The 15,396-nt window shown below is 57.9% G+C and carries 13 protein-coding genes; 2 read left to right on the top strand and 11 right to left on the bottom strand.

Features of this window, described 5'->3' with window-relative positions; all coding sequences use genetic code 11:
* Window position 1 precedes the first annotated feature (1 nt).
* The 8 genes from AACY50_RS17635 to AACY50_RS17600 all read right to left on the bottom strand — a co-directional run bounded on the left by AACY50_RS17635 (window position 2) and on the right by AACY50_RS17600 (window position 9,537).
* Entirely contained in the window at window positions 2-1,351 is a 1,350-nt protein-coding gene (locus AACY50_RS17635) for an HlyD family type I secretion periplasmic adaptor subunit (RefSeq protein WP_339464218.1), read from the bottom strand.
* A complete protein-coding gene (locus tag AACY50_RS17630; protein WP_339538915.1) occupies window positions 1,348-3,126 on the bottom strand; it encodes a type I secretion system permease/ATPase in 1,779 nt (592 codons plus the stop codon). Before AACY50_RS17630 ends, AACY50_RS17635 begins: the two co-directional genes overlap by 4 nt.
* Window positions 3,127-3,305: 179 nt before the next feature.
* Complete coding sequence (locus tag AACY50_RS17625) at window positions 3,306-3,728, bottom strand: AprI/Inh family metalloprotease inhibitor (RefSeq protein ID WP_339538914.1); 423 nt, start codon at window positions 3,726-3,728, stop codon at window positions 3,306-3,308.
* A 93-nt stretch (window positions 3,729-3,821) separates the two neighbouring features.
* Window positions 3,822-5,288 carry a serralysin family metalloprotease gene (locus AACY50_RS17620; RefSeq protein WP_339494489.1) on the bottom strand — a complete coding sequence of 489 codons (1,467 nt, stop codon included), beginning with the start codon at window positions 5,286-5,288 and terminating at the stop codon, window positions 3,822-3,824.
* Window positions 5,289-5,746: 458 nt separating this feature from the next.
* Window positions 5,747-6,832 (bottom strand): polyamine ABC transporter substrate-binding protein, encoded by a 1,086-nt coding sequence (locus AACY50_RS17615; RefSeq protein WP_339538913.1) that lies wholly within the window; start codon window positions 6,830-6,832, stop codon window positions 5,747-5,749.
* 55 nt (window positions 6,833-6,887) lie between these two features.
* Window positions 6,888-7,232, bottom strand: a complete 345-nt coding sequence (locus AACY50_RS17610; protein ID WP_339464224.1) for a cupin domain-containing protein — start codon at window positions 7,230-7,232, stop codon at window positions 6,888-6,890.
* A 30-nt stretch (window positions 7,233-7,262) separates the two neighbouring features.
* A complete protein-coding gene (locus AACY50_RS17605; RefSeq protein WP_339508391.1) occupies window positions 7,263-8,669 on the bottom strand; it encodes an NAD(P)/FAD-dependent oxidoreductase in 1,407 nt (468 codons plus the stop codon).
* 52 nt (window positions 8,670-8,721) lie between these two features.
* A complete protein-coding gene (locus tag AACY50_RS17600) occupies window positions 8,722-9,537 on the bottom strand; it encodes a helix-turn-helix domain-containing protein (RefSeq protein WP_339464226.1) in 816 nt (271 codons plus the stop codon).
* Between the two features lie 263 nt (window positions 9,538-9,800).
* Between AACY50_RS17600 and AACY50_RS17595 the strand changes: the two genes are divergently transcribed.
* Window positions 9,801-10,073 carry a DUF1652 domain-containing protein gene (locus AACY50_RS17595; protein ID WP_339464310.1) on the top strand — a complete coding sequence of 91 codons (273 nt, stop codon included), beginning with the start codon at window positions 9,801-9,803 and terminating at the stop codon, window positions 10,071-10,073.
* Window positions 10,074-10,133: 60 nt separating this feature from the next.
* Here AACY50_RS17595 and AACY50_RS17590 read toward each other — a convergent pair whose 3' ends face one another.
* Together AACY50_RS17590 and AACY50_RS17585 are read right to left on the bottom strand one after the other, a co-directional pair.
* Window positions 10,134-12,608, bottom strand: coding sequence for a UvrD-helicase domain-containing protein (locus AACY50_RS17590; RefSeq protein ID WP_339538912.1), 2,475 nt, complete (start codon window positions 12,606-12,608; stop codon window positions 10,134-10,136).
* 143 nt (window positions 12,609-12,751) lie between these two features.
* On the bottom strand, window positions 12,752-12,889 hold the full coding sequence (locus tag AACY50_RS17585; protein ID WP_339464229.1) for a hypothetical protein: 138 nt from the start codon (window positions 12,887-12,889) through the stop codon (window positions 12,752-12,754).
* Between AACY50_RS17585 and AACY50_RS17580 the strand changes: the two genes are divergently transcribed.
* Window positions 12,888-13,583, top strand: a complete 696-nt coding sequence (locus tag AACY50_RS17580; protein ID WP_339538911.1) for a pirin family protein — start codon at window positions 12,888-12,890, stop codon at window positions 13,581-13,583. The two genes, AACY50_RS17585 and AACY50_RS17580, sit on opposite strands and share 2 nt — an antisense overlap.
* Before the next feature lie 74 nt (window positions 13,584-13,657).
* On the opposite strand, the gene pgm is transcribed toward AACY50_RS17580, so the two are convergent.
* Window positions 13,658-15,304, bottom strand: coding sequence for a phosphoglucomutase (alpha-D-glucose-1,6-bisphosphate-dependent) (gene pgm, locus AACY50_RS17575; protein ID WP_339464231.1), 1,647 nt, complete (start codon window positions 15,302-15,304; stop codon window positions 13,658-13,660).
* Between the last annotated feature and the right edge of the window lie 92 nt (window positions 15,305-15,396).

Raw genomic sequence — 15,396 nt, 5'->3', positions numbered from 1 at the left:
CTTATTCCTCGGTCAACGCGGAGCCGGCCCGGTCGAGCAGCGGTTTGAACAGATAGTTGAGAAGTGAGCGCTCGCCCGTGCGCACGAACATTTCTGCCGGCATGCCAGGCTTGATCACCAGACCGTTGAGTTTTTCCATGGCCTGATCGCTGACACTGCTGCGCAGCACGTAATACGGCACACCGGTTTTCTCATCGACCATCTGGTCGGCGGAAATCAGGCTGACCTCACCCGGCACCCGCGGGGTTTTACTCTGGTTGAACGCGGTAAACAGGATGTCCACCGGCAAATGAGGGCCGACCTTGTCGATCAGGTTGATCGGCAAATGCCCTTCCACCTCCAGCGTCGTGCCTTGCGGGACGATCTCCAGCAGCGTTTCACCCTGACGTACCACAGCGCCTTCGGTGTGCACGCCAAGATTGACCGCCACGCCATCGGCGGTTGCAAGAATTTCGCTGTGTTGCAAGTCGAAACCGGCGGAGATCAGTTGCTCGGACAGGGTCACGCTTTTGAGTTGCGCGTCGGCCAGTTGCGTGCGGACTTCCTTCTGATACTCCTCGCTGTGCTGTTGCAGCTTGAGGCGCGATTCGAGTATGCCCTGCTCCACACGACCGCTTTCGCCGGCGTTTTCCGCCAGTTGCTGCTGCACTTGCGACAGTTGGCGCTGGTACTCCATCAAGCGGTTGCGCGGGATGTAACCGTTGTCCGCGAGCGGCTGCAGGTTACTGAGTTGTTGTTGCAGGGAATTGGCCTGTGCATTCAGATCGGTGCGTGCACGGCGCATGCCGGCCAGTTGCGAGGTCGCCCCTTCAATGCTGGCGCGCAATCCGGCTTGCTCGCGGGAAAACGCTTCGCGACGGCTGCTGAACAGTTGGCGCTGCCCCTCCAGCACCAACGCCAGGCGCGGGTCCGGGTCGTTGCTCAGTTCAGCCGGGAATATCACTTGCTTGAGGTTGTCGCGCTCGGCCTGCCAGCGCGCCAGGCTCGCCCACGCCATGCGGTACTGGGCTTGCAGCGATTGCACGTCAGCCGCCACTTGCGTCTGATCGAGACGAAACAGCGGCTGGCCTTGCTTCACGCTCTCGCCTTCGCGCACCAGAATGCGGCTGACCACACCGCTGCTCATCGACTGCACCGCTTTGCGTTTGCCTGAGACCACCACAGTGCCCTGCACCGGAATGCCTTGATCAAGCGGCGCCAATGCGGCCCACGTAAAAAAACTGCCAGCACCGACAATCGCCAGAATCCAGCCCATGCGCGCGAAGAATTTCGCATCGCGCTCCGGGCGCTCGGTGATGTAGGCGTGTTCCATGTTCGCTTCGTTTTCTGTGTTCATGCTGGCACTGCTCATACACCCGAATTCCTTGTCGAAGGCTGGTACTGCCGACTCATACTGAGCCCGCCCGGTGCTTGCGCAGGTTTCTCGCGTTGTTGTTCATTGGCCGCACCAGACAGCGCCTTGAGCACGTCCTGGCTAGGGCCGAAGGCTTGCAGACGGCCTTCGTTGAGCACCAGCAACTTGTCAGCCTGGGCCAGCACCGAAGAACGATGCGTCACCAGCACCACCGTCGTGCCTTGCGCCTTGAGTTGTGCAATGGCACTGGCCAATGCCGCTTCGCCGACGGTGTCGAGGTTGGAGTTGGGTTCATCCAGCACCACCAGGCTTGGCGTGCCATAGAGGGCGCGCGCCAATGCCACTCGCTGCTTCTGACCGCCGGACAAGCCGCTGCCGTCCTCACCCAGTTGCGTGTCGTAGCCTTGTGGCAGACGCAGGATCATTTCGTGGACGCCGGCCTGTTGCGCGGCGGCCACGACTTTCTGCGGATCAGCGTCACTGAAACGCGCAATATTCTCGGCGATGCTGCCGCTGAACAGCTCGATGTCTTGCGGCAGATAGCCGATGTACGGGCCGAGTTGGTCGCGATTCCAGCGATGAATATCCGCGCCATCCAGGCGCACGGTGCCCCCCAGAGTCGGCCAGACACCGACCAGCAGACGGGCCAGCGTCGACTTGCCGGAGCCGGAAGCCCCCAGCACGCCGAGCACTTCGCCGGCCTCCAGATTGAAATTGACCATGTGCAAGGTCGCAGTGCGTTGCCCCGGCGGGCCGGCGCTGACTTGCTCGAAGGTAATCTGGCCTTTCGGTGCCGGCAGGGCCATCGCGTCATCGCTCGGCGGGAAGGCTTGCAGCAATGCATCGAGGCGACGGTAAGCCAGCTTCGCCCCGCTCCATTGTTTCCACACGGCGATCAACTGGTCGATCGGGCTCAGCACGCGGCCCATCAGAATCGAGCCGGCAATCATCATCCCGGCGGTCATGTCGCCCTTGATCACCAGCAATGCACCAAGGCCCAGCACCAACGATTGCAGGCACAGGCGCAGGGTTTTACTCAGCGAGCTGATCACCGCGCCGGTGTCGCTGGCCTGATTCTGCAAGCCGAGGAAGCGCGAATGCACCCGGAACCAGCGCTTGCGCAGTGAACCGAGCATGCCCATCGCCTGAATGGTTTCGGCGTTGTGCAGGTGGCTGGTGGCTAGCTGGCTGGATTTTTGCGAAAAACCGGCGGCGTCGCCCAACGGCTTTTTGGTCATGTATTCGTTGAGGCACGCCAAAGCGATCAGCAACAACGCACCCGCTGTGGCGAGCACACCGAGCCAGACGTTGAACAGGTAAATCACGAACAGATACACCGGGAACCACGGCGCGTCGAAAAACGCGAACAGCGCAGGCCCGGTAACGAATTGGCGAATGTGGGTCAAGTCGCCCAGCGATTGGCCTGCGTTGCCCTCGCCCTTGAACAGGTTGCGTTCGAACGCCGCCTGATAAACCCGCAAATTGAATCGGCGCTCCAGTTGGCTGCCAATGCGGATCACGATGAAGCTGCGCACCACTTCCAGCAGGCCGATAAAGGCGAAGAAACCAACAACCATCAGCGACAGCATCGCCAGGGTGGTTTCATTCTGCGACGACAGCACCCGGTCATAGACCTGGAGCATATAGATAGAGGGCACCAGCATCAGCACGTTAATCAGCGCGGTAAAGCAACCGACACTGATCAGAATACTTTTGTAGTCGCCCAAGGCCTTGAATAAGGGCGCGGTGGCTGGGGCCTTCGCCATCTTCATTGATTATTCCTGAAATGTTTGATCTCACCGAACTTTGGCGAGGTTTGAATTAGTCTTCTGTTCGCCGGCGCAAGACAACTTGCAAGTGCCCATTACAATTCAATAACAACTTCGGCTTTCACGTCGGCTGACCTATAACGATTAAGCATCACCTTATATCCAACTGGCCGTCTCGACGCTTATTGCACTACGCGTTCAAAAGTGATGATCAGCCCCGACTTCAAATGACTTGAATAGAGCCCTTCACGTTGTCGGCTGAAAAACACGATTCTTGAGCCTTCCTTGCCGGTAATCGAGATACCGTCCGGCTCGGGGAACCAGCCCATGGGCGTGTCTTCTATCCAGGCAGCCAAACAGTCGGCACCGTTGCCAACGGTCTGATTCGATTGCAGGTCGATGACACAAGTATTCGATGGTTTGTCCTGAAGTTTTTGCGCGTCCGGGGCGTCATTGCGAGCGGTCAGGGTCGCCTGCCATTGGCCGGCCAATTGCGAGGGATCTTCGAGTCTGAGGCTGCTTGCCATGCTTGTTTCTCCTGAAATCATCATCAGCGTCGCCACCAGCCACGCCACCGTTATGTAGGTAAAAACCTTTCGAGTCATAGGAAACTTCACTCCGGCGTGTAGCCTTGCGTACCAGCCTAGACGATGCAAGCGAAGAAAGCGGCGCCTCAAGCGCCGCCCTCTTGGTTCACGTCAGGCCACGATGTCGCTGATCGCTGCCTGGCCAACGGTGCTGACCTGGAAGTCCGCCACGCCGTGCCCGGAGAAGTCCACCGACAACAGGCTGTTGCCACCCGACGACGTCAGCACTGCATCACCCGCCGAGCCGGTGAAGTAGTTGACGAAGTGCAGGCCCGAGCCACCGGTGATGCCGGTCAGGTCGATTTTGTCCAGACCACTGACGAAATCGAGGATCTGATCAATTGCACCCGGCCTGGAATCGGAGCTGGCCGCAAACACAAAGGTGTCCGAACCTGCACCGCCCCACAGCTTGTCGGCGCCACCGGCCCCGTAGAGGATGTCGTTGCCGGCACCGCCCTTGAGCTCGTTGGCCGCACTGTTACCGATCAGCAGGTCATTGCCCGAACCGCCGATGGCGTTCTCGATGGTGACACCTTTGGCGATGGACACGTTGCCCACCAGGCCGCCAACGTCGGAGAACGAAGCCTCATTGAGGTTGATTTTCTGGTTCTGGGTGAAACCCGAGAAGTCGAAGGTGTCCTTGCCGCCCGCATCCCATACCGAGAACACCAGCTTGTCGCTCGACGACGAAGCGCTGAGGAAATCGCGACCGGAGTTGGAGTTGAAGCCGTAGGTGGTGTCACCGGTACGGGTATTCATGTTGGCGCCATAGAGCTTCTGGATCGCAGCGATATCGTCCATCAACGGCCCGGAGGAATAGGCTTCCACCCCGCCCTTGCTGAAGTTCTGGCTGGTATTGCTCTCGCTCCAGTAACTCATGACGCTGTAGCCGCGGGTGTCTTGCCCGTAGGTCGCGTCATTGTAGGTCGGGTTGCCATTGCCGGCGTTGTAGTCGCCAGGGTGAGCCAGGCCCAGGGTATGGCCGATTTCGTGCGTCAGGGTCTGGCGCCCGTAGTTGTTCAGATCCGGCGTCTTGTTTTGCGTGTAGCCACTGTTGATCAGGTACCACGACGTGCCGTCATAACCGGCGCCGGTGCCTGGCAGATAAGCGAACGCCGCAGCGCCATCCTGGCCCCCGCTGTAGTTACCGAAGGTCATGTGGCCATCGCCGCCCGAGGCTTTCTCGGTGAAGGTGACATTGGCCACATCGGCCCAGGATTGCATGGCGAGCTTGGCCTGGGTTTGCTGTTGAGCACTGAACTTGCTGAACCCGCTGATCCCGTGCTTGTACATCGTGCTGGACGATGCCGATGTCAGGAACGTGTAGGTGAGTTCGATCTTGCCGCTGCCATCCTTGTCCTGGTAGGCAGCGCCGTCGCGCAGCAACTGAGTGGCGGCCTGATCGACGGAGAAGGAGGGTTTGCCATTGACCGTGAGGTTGCCGCCACGATCATATTGATGGCTGAAGCTATTGATCTGGTTATACGCCGAACTGGCTGCGGCCAGCGGTTGTGGCGCTGCGAACAACTGGAAAGCCTGTTCGGCGGTATCAATAGCATTAGCTTTAACTTTCGACATAAACACACTTCCTTGTTTAGCAATGGAACAGTTTTTGTCCGATAGCGACAATCTCTGGCGAGATCGTCCTATCACTCGCCCAATGAAGGCGTAAGAAACCTGACACAATTTGAAATCTAACGTAAAGCCTTTTTTTGAGATCAAACTGAACTGTTCCGGAAAACTCCCGTAAACAATGCGCACGGCGATAAAAGAATGTTCTAAACGGCTGGGTTTAGCCTAATTGCCTGACGATTTTCTATTTAAATATTAAATAAAGGTAAGTTGCGTTTTGTTAGGCACGTCGCATTTTCATGCACTTTATTAGTGCGATGCCAGTGTATGGCTATCAATCAATAAACAGACAATGAAAACAAAGGTGGCAGTGGGTTTGCTCGCCAAAGCGATGGGCAGTTAGCCAGCGCATTGCCTGACACGACGCCTTCACGAGCAAATCCGCCCCCACGGTTGTTGCGGGATCAGCTACCGGTACGGATCTTGTTCCACACCCGCGTACGAATCCGGTCGATGTTCAGCGGCATAGCCTCAAGCGCAAACAATTTCCCCATCATCTGCGGACTCGGATAGACCTTGGTGTCGTTCTTGATCGCCGGATCGATCAGGCTGTCGGCCTGCTCGTTGCCGTTGGCGTAGTGCACGTAATTACTGATGCCGGCCATCACGTCCGGACGCAGCAGGTAATTCATGAACGCGTAACCGGCCTTCTCGTCGGGCGCATCGACCGGCATGGCGACCATGTCGAACCAGATGGCGGCGCCTTCCCTGGGAATCGCATAACCGATATCGATGCCGTTCTTCGCTTCCTTGGCACGGTTTTGTGCTTGCAGAATGTCGCCGGAGAAGCCAACCGCTACGCAAATGTTGCCGTTAGCCAAATCGCTGGTGTACTTGGAGGAATGAAAGTAGCTGATGTAGGGCCGAACCTTCATTAACAAAGCTTCGGCCTTCTTGTAATCCTCGGGGTTCTTGCTGTGGGGGGGCAGGCCCAGGTAATTGAGCGCCGCCGGCAGCAGCTCCGGGCCGTTGTCGAGTATCGCCACGCCGCACTTTTGCAGCTTTTCCATGTACTGCGGTTTGAAGATCAGGTCCCAGGAATCCACGGGCGCATTGTCGCCCAACACCGCTTTGACCTTGGCAACGTTATAGCCGATGCCGGTGCTGCCCCACAGATACGGGAAGCCGTGCTCGTTACCCGGGTCGTTGGTCTGCAAGGCTTTGAGCAGCACCGGGTTGAGGTTCTTCCAGTTTGGCAACTGGCTCTTGTCGAGCTTCTTTAGCGCGCCGCCCTGAATTTGCCGGGCCATGAAGTGGTTGGAAGGAAACACCACGTCGTACCCCGATTGTCCGGTCATCAACTTGCCGTCGAGGGTTTCGTTGCTGTCGTAGACGTCATAGGTGACGCCAACGCCTGTCTCTTTCTCGAAATTCCTGGTGGTGGCCGGCGCGATGTAATCGGACCAGTTGTAAACCTTGACCGTTTCGGCGGCATGACTGATGGAGGCAGCCAGCAACAGCGGCGCCAAGGCGAGGGTTTTCTGGATCATGAGTCGATTCCTGTAGAGGCTATTGTTGTTGGCAGGCAATCAAAGGATCAAACAATCAGAAAATCAGCACGTAGCTCTTGCGCACGGTTTCCTGGATATCCCAGATACCGAGCGTGTTGGCCGGCAACATCAGTGCGTCGCCACCTTGTATGTGCAGGGTTTCGCCACCGTCGTCCGGGGTGAACGTGCAGCGGCCGGAGATGAAATGGCAGAACTCCTGAGCGGTGATCTGCCGGCGCCAACGGCCGGGTGTACATTCCCAGACGCCGGTTTCAACGCCATCGTCGCGCTCGATGCTGGTGGTCGAAGCGATGGCGATCGGCTCGCCGAGGGGCACGGCCACCGGGCTGGATTCTTCAAGTTTCAGCGAGGCGGTGTTTTTGAACTGGGTGATGCTCATGGCGTTACCTGTCTTGTGAATAAACAACGTTTAGTGCATGAAACCTTCCATGAAGCCCGCCACTTGGCTGGCAAGTTTGCGCCGCCAGGGCGCCGTCGCCGGGTTGGCCAGGGTTTGGTCTTCGTGGACGAAACTCTTGATGATCGCGTTGTAGCCCAGCCAGCGGCACGGCTCTGGCTCCCAGGCGCGCAGCGCGTGAATCCCGCCATCGGGCAACACCCACGGCTGGTTAACCAGTTCGCTGTCACGCTCCAGAATCAGATCCGCCAGGGTGCGACCACCGAGGTGGCTGGCACCGACGCCCTCCCCGCCATAGCCGCCGGACAGCGCGATACCGTTGGCCCGATCGCAGAGCATGTGCGGTTTGAATTGCCGGGACATGCCGAGATTGCCGCCCCACGCGTGGGTGATCTGCACGTTTTTCAGTTGTGGGAACATTTCGCCGAACAGATAACGGCGCAGTTCAACTTCATCGCGGGTCAGGTCAAAGTTGTGGCGCAGCTTGCCGGCAAACTGATAGCCGCCGCGGGCGCCGAAAACCAAGCGGTTATCGGCGCTGCGCTGGCCGTAGGTGACTTGGCGGCTGAACTCGCTGAAGGCCTGGCCGCGATTGAGGCCGATTTCGTCCCAAGTGGCAGCGGACAGCGGCTCGGTGGCGACAATCAGGCTTTGCACCGGCAACTGATAGCGACCCAAGGGCGGCAATGTCACCGAATAACCTTCAACCGCCGGCACGATCCAGCGACTGCGTACGCTCGCCTTGGCGGTGCGCAAGCTGCCCGACTGCCAATGTGTGACCGGGCTGTTTTCGAAGATCTTCACACCCATGTTTTCCACGGTACGCGCCAGCCCCCGAACCAGTTTCGCCGGGTGCAGGGTCGCTACGTGGGGGGCGTAAATGCCGCCATAAGGCTTGGCGACACGGATCTGTTGCGCCAGTTGCTCGGGGCTGAGCCAGCGGTAATCGTCGTCGGTCAGGCCTTGTGCGTGCAGCTTGGCCAGGTATTCACGCAGAGACGCTTCCTGCTCTGGATAACGTGCAGCGCAATACAACACACCGCCCTTACGATAATCGCAGTCAATGCCCTCACGTTCGATGACAACTTCGACCTCGTCGGGGATGGCGTGCAGCAGATCATACGAAGCGCGACGCTGCTGCGGTGACAGCCCGGCGAGCAAGCGCTCCTCACCCAGCAAATTACCCATCAGCCAGCCACCATTACGGCCAGACGCTCCAAAACCGGCGGTTTGCGCCTCGACGATTGCAATGTCGAGGTCGGGTGCGTGTTTCTTCAGGTAGTACGCCGTCCACAGCCCCGTGTAACCGGCGCCGATGATCGCCACGTCGACATCAAGGTCCTGTGTCAGCTCCGGCCGCGCGGTCAGCGGCTCATCGAGTTGATCCATCCACAAACTGATAGTGCGCCACGCCGGCATGCAAGACTCCGCCACTGAAAACCTTCGATGGCGTCGATCCTAGTGCGCTTGCTCAGCCGAAGTCTTGCGCGCGTGCCCGCAAAGAAATTTGTTTGGCGTAAGCCTTGGGTGACTGACCGGTGTGCTGGCGGAAACAGCTATAAAACGCCGATATTGAATTGAATCCGGCAGCGAACGCCATTTCGTCAATGCGCAGAGGTGGGGCCGCATCGTCCAGAGATCTGAGCAAATGCTGCAGCCGCGCCTGGTTGACGTATCGATAGAAGCTTTGACCAAGGACTTGATTGAGCAAATAGGAAATCTGATTGCGGCTGTACCCACACTCCTTCGCCACACGCTGCAAGTCGAGTTGTGGATCAAGGTATGGCTGCTGACGCTCGAAGTATTGCTGCAGGTCTTCGGCCATAAAACTCAGCTGTCGCGGCGAAAGGCCCAGCCGACTGACCGCTGGCCGCTGATTCGGCGCAGCCTTGTTGCTGGCCTGCGCACGCACAAGTGAAGCGTATTCGTTGACGCGCCAGATCAGCCCGTCCTTGACCGTGATGGCTTCGCTGGAGCGGAACGACACCAGGCCGTCACCGCCGCGCAGGGTCACTTCGTATTGAATGAACGCCGTGTTGCCATCGACGCGGATGCGGTCGCAATGCTCAAGGGTTTCGTCGGATTCTCGCGGCATGCTCACGCGCACGTACTCACGCAAGTCATCGAGGCTGAGCGCACGGTTCTGGAAGAAATCGTTGTATTGGATCTCTGGGTGGTACAGCGCCATGACACTGTCCAGATCGCGGTGTCTCCAGCTCAAGTGGTAACGCATGACCGTCGCGGCTGTGGCCTGGGTCTGTTCGGGGCCGTCATCGTCGGCGTGCATATTAGGCTCGGCGAAAAAGATTCGAGCTTGCCCAAGATCGCCACGCGCATCAATGATTAATCCATAGTGGCATTTTGGCGACGATTACGTAGGCCGTGACTTACATCAAAAAATGCGAAGCAATCGCAAAATGAACTGAAAAATCTCACAGTAGTTTCACATCAGGATGCTACTTTTAATGTCAATCACCGGTTGAGCCAATGAAGGCTCTTCCCACCTCACATGAGCAAAAGGAAGCGCTCGATGAAGAAGGCGGGCAACACATGAATACAAGTTCAAGCAAAGTCACGTTCCCCAATGCATGCCAGCTGATGCGCTGGCATTTTCATCCCATGGGTTTCGAGGCAACGATGGATGCGCCGGGCAGCATGATCGCCCGTCTGTTTGATCGTGCCAGCGGCGAAACCATGATCGCCATCGCCGGCATTCCTTGTGCCACGGTGATGAATGCGGCGGATGTCGAGCGAATTATCGAGGCTGTGGAGGATGAGCTGGAAGCTTTCATTCCTCCAGAGTCTTTTAGGAATTACGCATAAACTTATGATTTAAAACAAAAAAAGCCCGTATTGTTACGGGCTTTTTTGTGGGTGATGCTTTCAGGCGCTTTGCCTTGCCGCACGGTGATCAACGAAGAACGGCTTGCCCTTGGCGATCCGGTCGGACGCCCGGGGCATGTTCACTGCTTGCGCTTCCTGCGGTTCGACATACCAGTAGCAATGACTCACCGCTCGGGTGATACCGACGTACGCCAGGCGCAGGATTTCATCTTTCTGCGCGCTGTCGTAAGGCTCGTTGTCGCCGCTTTTGCCCAATCCAGCCATGCGGTAGACCTGATTCTTGTAGGGCGAACTGGTCAAGTGCTGACAGTCACCGAGCAAAAACACCGCATCGGCCTGCAAGCCTTTGGCGCTGTGATACGTCAGTTGTTTCAAGCGCCGCGCTTCGTACGGCAAGCTCGAATCAATATTAACTACTGAGCAAATATGCTCTTCAATCAATGACTTATCGCTACTTTTTCGATAAAGCATCAAGATCGAATGCCCCTGACGATAGTGTTCGGCGAGGCGCTGCCCCAAGGCCTGATCGTCGCGTTCCAGCACGTTGACCGGCTGCAGTGCCTTGGGCTCACCGCTGGCCTTGGCCTTCTTGCCGGGAATTGCCGGGGCGGCACGAACGATGTGTTCAGCCGCATCGATAATGTGTTGATGACTGCGATAGTTGTCACTGAGCATGACCCGGGTGGTGCTCGGCGACGGGAACTCCTGGTTGAACGCCATGAAATAACTCGGCGAACTGCCGCGCCAGCCGTAGATCGACTGCCAATCATCGCCCACACACAGCAGCGACGACCGCTGCGCACCGCGTCCGACATGCATGGCCGGCCCCCGACTGCGGATTTCGCCGAGGCTGGCGCGAATCCACGAAACGATCTGCGGCGAAACGTCCTGAAATTCATCGATCATCAGGTGCGACATCGGCCGCAGTAACTCATCGCTGAGTAGTTTGAGGTTTTCCGGCGAGTGCTCGCTGAACAGCGCAAACATACGGTTGTAGGTCATGATCGGTGGCTTTTGATCGAGCAGATGGTCTTCGAATGCCCGCCAGAACAGGCTTAGCGCCTCGAAGAAAAACCGGTCCGGATCATCCTTGGCAAAACTCATGCGAGCGACAGCGTCTGGCACATCCAGACCCAGGTTCTCGATGAAGCCTGCTGCCGACACGAAGCAGTCGAGCAGTGGCGCCGAGGCCAGTTCGCCTTTGACCTTGTAATCGAAGCCCGGGCCGGCGCTGGCATCACCAGCCAAAGTGGCGAGAACACGCCTTGATGACTCGTAAGTATCTAGGCATATCAATGGCTTACGACAGAATGCTTGAAACAGGGTGCGTTTTACCGCCCACTCTGCGCGTATGGAAAGCTTAGCGTTTGGCCGGCTGAGCTGCGCATCTTCCCGTGGGTCAAAACCCAGAACCACCCAGGCATCAAGGCTGGGGATATAGCCATGGCAATGGAATGTCGAACCGTTGATTTCGAAGGTCTGGCGATTCGGTTCGACCCCTTGGATAGGCCAGGCGCCAGCGCGAAACCACAAATCTTCAATGGCATCACAGAGTTCTTCATCCCGCTTGGCCGCCAGTTCGGTGACGGCCATGCGTTTTTGTACATCCGGGTGATCGCGCTCCAGCTCCTTGAGCTGCATGCCTGCCTTGGCCATCGGCTGGATTAGCTGACGGAATCGCTCGTCCTGAGTGACCAAGCGGTGGTAGCAGGCATTGAGTTGTTGGCGCTGGGCGTCGTTGATGCGCAGGTCGAACGGATTGCTGTCGACCTCCTCGTCAGCGCCCGGAGCCCGATGACTAAGGTTCTCAAATGCCTGCAAACGCTCGAAACCCGGCAGGCTGCGCACCATCGGCAGGATTCGCGAATGAAAGGTTCGCACCAACTCTCGTGCCTGCTTCAGGCCCAAAGCCTGACCCCAGAGCGCAAACAACTCGATCAGTTTATTGATGAAGTCTTTGCGCGACTCGCGGGTGAACGTCACCACGGTCATCGAATCGAGCTCAAAACCCAGGTAATGCGTCAGCAACACAATACGCAACACCAGCGTGGTCGACTTGCCCGCGCCGGCACCGGCAACCACGGAAGTCGAAGGCGTATCGCTGAAAATCATCTTCCACTGCGCAGCACTCGGCTGGGCATGTGCTGGCAGCAGACACGCGACGTCAGCCTTCATGCGTTTCTTCAGCTCGGCCGTCAACGGCAGGCGCCAGTCATCGAACAAGTGATTATCGACACCCGGCGGGCGATGCTCGGTGCTGCGACTGTCGCGAATCAGCAAGACCTGCCGACCTTCCTCCAGCCCATCGAGCTTGCCCTCTTTATAGCCGTACTCGACGCCTGCGGTGTGACCACTGCGAAAACCGTCAGCCTGGCCGTGCAACCACGATGCCCGATGCTGGGCGCGCAGACGGGTCAAGCCATGGCCGAAGAAACGCGCAGCAAGACGCTTGAACCAGGGCATCTCGGCCAATGGACGAAGTTCGGGAGGAAGATCGGGGGTGTGTTGCGCCACGCGAAGGGCTCCAGTGGGTAAGGCGGTTGGCGGCTATGGTGTCTGTATTTGCTGTTGAGTTCTAGCGAAATGCTTACAGCTCATTGGTTTAGGTGATGAATTGAAAGTGGCGGGAGACAGTTTCGACGTGGTCTTTCATCAAGTTATTCGATGCTGATGCCGCATTTTTTACGCTTTTTATCGATACCTTCCTGATAGATGATCGCCGTCATAAACCACCGGTCTTGTGCCGGGTGCGGACACAGCGCCCCGTGACGAACCTTTTTTGAGGAGACGATCATGCTTGAACTCAGACCTTTCAGCTCGCTGGGCGGCGCCCATCATGGCTGGCTGGATGCCCATCACCATTTTTCGTTCGCCGAATACTACGATCCACAGCGCATGAACTGGGGCAATTTGCGGGTCTGGAACGACGACGTGATTGCCGCCGGCACCGGGTTCCCGCAACACCCCCACCGCGACATGGAAATCATCACCTATGTGCGTGAAGGTGCGATTACCCACCAGGACAATCTGGGCAACAAGGGCCGCACCGAAGCGGGCGATGTGCAAGTGATGAGCGCCGGCACCGGCATCGCGCACAGTGAGTACAACCTGGAAGCCAAGGACACCAAAATCTTCCAGATCTGGATTCTGCCGACCGAAACCGGCGCTGTGCCGTCGTGGGGTGCGAAACCGTTCCCGAAAGGGCATCGCGAAGGCTTCGTGACCTTGGCAAGCGGCAAGGACGGTGACGACCAGAGCCTGCGAATTCGCGCCGATGCTCGCTTGGTCGCCGCCAATATCAAGGCCGGTGAAACCGCCGAGTATCACCTTGATGAAGGGCGCCGGGCTTATCTGGTTCCGGCCACCGGCGTGATTGAAGTCAACGGCTTGCGTGCACAAGCTCGAGACGGTGTAGCGATTGCACAGGAGCAGGTGCTGACGGTTACGGCGATCGAAGACAGTGAAATCGTATTGGTGGATTTGGCTTGATTGCTTGATTCAACAAACAAAAAAGGGGCAGCCATGACGGCTGCCCCTTTTTTAGGCTTCGCGTTTATCGAGCCCTACTGGCTGGAAATGGCACCATCGACCAAGGTCTGCGCTTCGGCCACCAACTGCTTTAAGTGATCATCGCCAATGAAGCTTTCGGCGTAGATTTTGTAGATATCTTCAGTGCCCGACGGACGTGCTGCGAACCAGCCGTTTTCGGTCATGACTTTCAGACCGCCAATGGCCTGATCGTTGCCCGGCGCGTGACTGAGGATGCTCTGGATCTTCTCGCCGGCCAACTCGGTCGAAGTGACCTGCGCAGGCGACAGCTTGCTCAGCAGGGCTTTCTGTTCGGGATTGGCCTTGGCGTCAACGCGCACAGAGAACGGTTCACCCAGTTCGGCGGTTAGCGCGTTGTAAGCCTGACCTGGATCGCGACCGTTGCGAGCAGTCATTTCCGCGGCAAGCAATGCCGGGATCAGGCCGTCCTTGTCGGTGCTCCAAACGCCACCGTCCTTGCGCAGGAACGATGCGCCGGCGCTCTCCTCGCCACCAAAACCCAACGAACCATCGAACAGCCCCTCAGCGAACCATTTGAAACCGACCGGCACTTCGTACAGACGTCGACCCAGGCGCTTGGCGACGCGATCGATCAGACCACTGCTGACCACGGTTTTACCCACGGCGGCATCGGCACGCCAGTGCGCACGGTTCTGGAACAGGTAATCGATGGACACCGCCAGATAATTGTTCGGCGCGAGCAAACCACCAGATGGCGTCACGATGCCATGGCGATCGTGATCAGGGTCGCAGGCAAACGCCACGTCGAAACGATCTTTGAGGCCAATCAATCCCTGCATCGCGTAGCTGGACGATGGGTCCATGCGAATCTGGCCGTCCCAGTCAACGGTCATGAAACGGAACGTCGGATCGACTTCCTTGTTCACCACCTCCAGGTCCAGACGATAGTGCTCGGCGATGGCCGACCAGTAGCGCACCCCTGCTCCGCCCAACGGATCGACGCCCAGATGCAGCCTGGCATCACGAATCGCATCGAAATCGATCACGTTGATCAGATCGGCCACGTAGCTGTTTACGTAGTCGTGACGGTGAGTGGTGCTGGCCTTGAGCGCCTGCTCGTAGCTGATCCGTTTAACGCCAGCCAGTTTATTGACCAGCAGTTCGTTAGCCTTGGCTTCGATCCACTTGGTGATGTGGGTGTCGGCCGGGCCGCCGTTGGTTGGGTTGTATTTGTAGCCACCGCTTTGTGGCGGGTTGTGCGACGGCGTAATGACGATGCCGTCGGCCAGGCCCGAGGTGCGGCCACGGTTGTAGCAGAGAATGGCGTGGGAGATGGCAGGCGTCGGCGTGTATTCATCACCTTCGGCGATCATTACTGTCACACCATTGGCCGCCAGTACTTCCAGCGCGCTGGCCCCGGCCGGGGTCGACAGTGCATGAGTATCGATACCGACAAACAGCGGACCGGTAATCCCTTGAGCCTCGCGGTAAAGGCAGATCGCCTGACTGATGGCCAGAACATGCCATTCGTTGAAACTCAAATCGAAGGAACTGCCCCGGTGACCAGAGGTGCCGAACGCCACGCGTTGCGTTGAAATGGAAGCGTCAGGCTGGCCGGTGTAATAAGCCGTCACCAGTCGCGGGATATCGACCAACAATTCTGCCGGTGCCGGTTTGCCCGCAAAAGGACTGAGAGTCATGCAAAACCTCTGGAATAGAGTGGTTCAGAAATAGAGCGCAGTTTACTGGCAGTTTGACCGCAGCGCGATGGGATCTATCCGGCACACTTGCG

Origin of the sequence: Pseudomonas sp. RA_15y_Pfl2_54 (assembly GCF_963971015.1) — a bacterium.
In the GTDB taxonomy this organism is placed as follows: Bacteria; Pseudomonadota; Gammaproteobacteria; order Pseudomonadales; family Pseudomonadaceae; genus Aquipseudomonas; species Aquipseudomonas baetica_A.
The sequence above is the reverse complement of the archived record's forward strand: the minus strand, read 5'-3'. Positions and strand labels throughout refer to the sequence as shown.

Coding starts and splice junctions, on each gene's coding strand:
- AACY50_RS17635 (WP_339464218.1), bottom strand. CDS start 1,351: ATGAGCAGTGCCAGCATGAACACAGAAAACGAAGCGAACATGGAACAC.
- AACY50_RS17630 (WP_339538915.1), bottom strand. CDS start 3,126: ATGAAGATGGCGAAGGCCCCAGCCACCGCGCCCTTATTCAAGGCCTTG.
- AACY50_RS17625 (WP_339538914.1), bottom strand. CDS start 3,728: ATGACTCGAAAGGTTTTTACCTACATAACGGTGGCGTGGCTGGTGGCG.
- AACY50_RS17620 (WP_339494489.1), bottom strand. CDS start 5,288: ATGTCGAAAGTTAAAGCTAATGCTATTGATACCGCCGAACAGGCTTTC.
- AACY50_RS17615 (WP_339538913.1), bottom strand. CDS start 6,832: ATGATCCAGAAAACCCTCGCCTTGGCGCCGCTGTTGCTGGCTGCCTCC.
- AACY50_RS17610 (WP_339464224.1), bottom strand. CDS start 7,232: ATGAGCATCACCCAGTTCAAAAACACCGCCTCGCTGAAACTTGAAGAA.
- AACY50_RS17605 (WP_339508391.1), bottom strand. CDS start 8,669: ATGCCGGCGTGGCGCACTATCAGTTTGTGGATGGATCAACTCGATGAG.
- AACY50_RS17600 (WP_339464226.1), bottom strand. CDS start 9,537: ATGCACGCCGACGATGACGGCCCCGAACAGACCCAGGCCACAGCCGCG.
- AACY50_RS17595 (WP_339464310.1), top strand. CDS start 9,801: ATGAATACAAGTTCAAGCAAAGTCACGTTCCCCAATGCATGCCAGCTG.
- AACY50_RS17580 (WP_339538911.1), top strand. CDS start 12,888: ATGCTTGAACTCAGACCTTTCAGCTCGCTGGGCGGCGCCCATCATGGC.
- AACY50_RS17585 (WP_339464229.1), bottom strand. CDS start 12,889: ATGATCGTCTCCTCAAAAAAGGTTCGTCACGGGGCGCTGTGTCCGCAC.
- pgm (WP_339464231.1), bottom strand. CDS start 15,304: ATGACTCTCAGTCCTTTTGCGGGCAAACCGGCACCGGCAGAATTGTTG.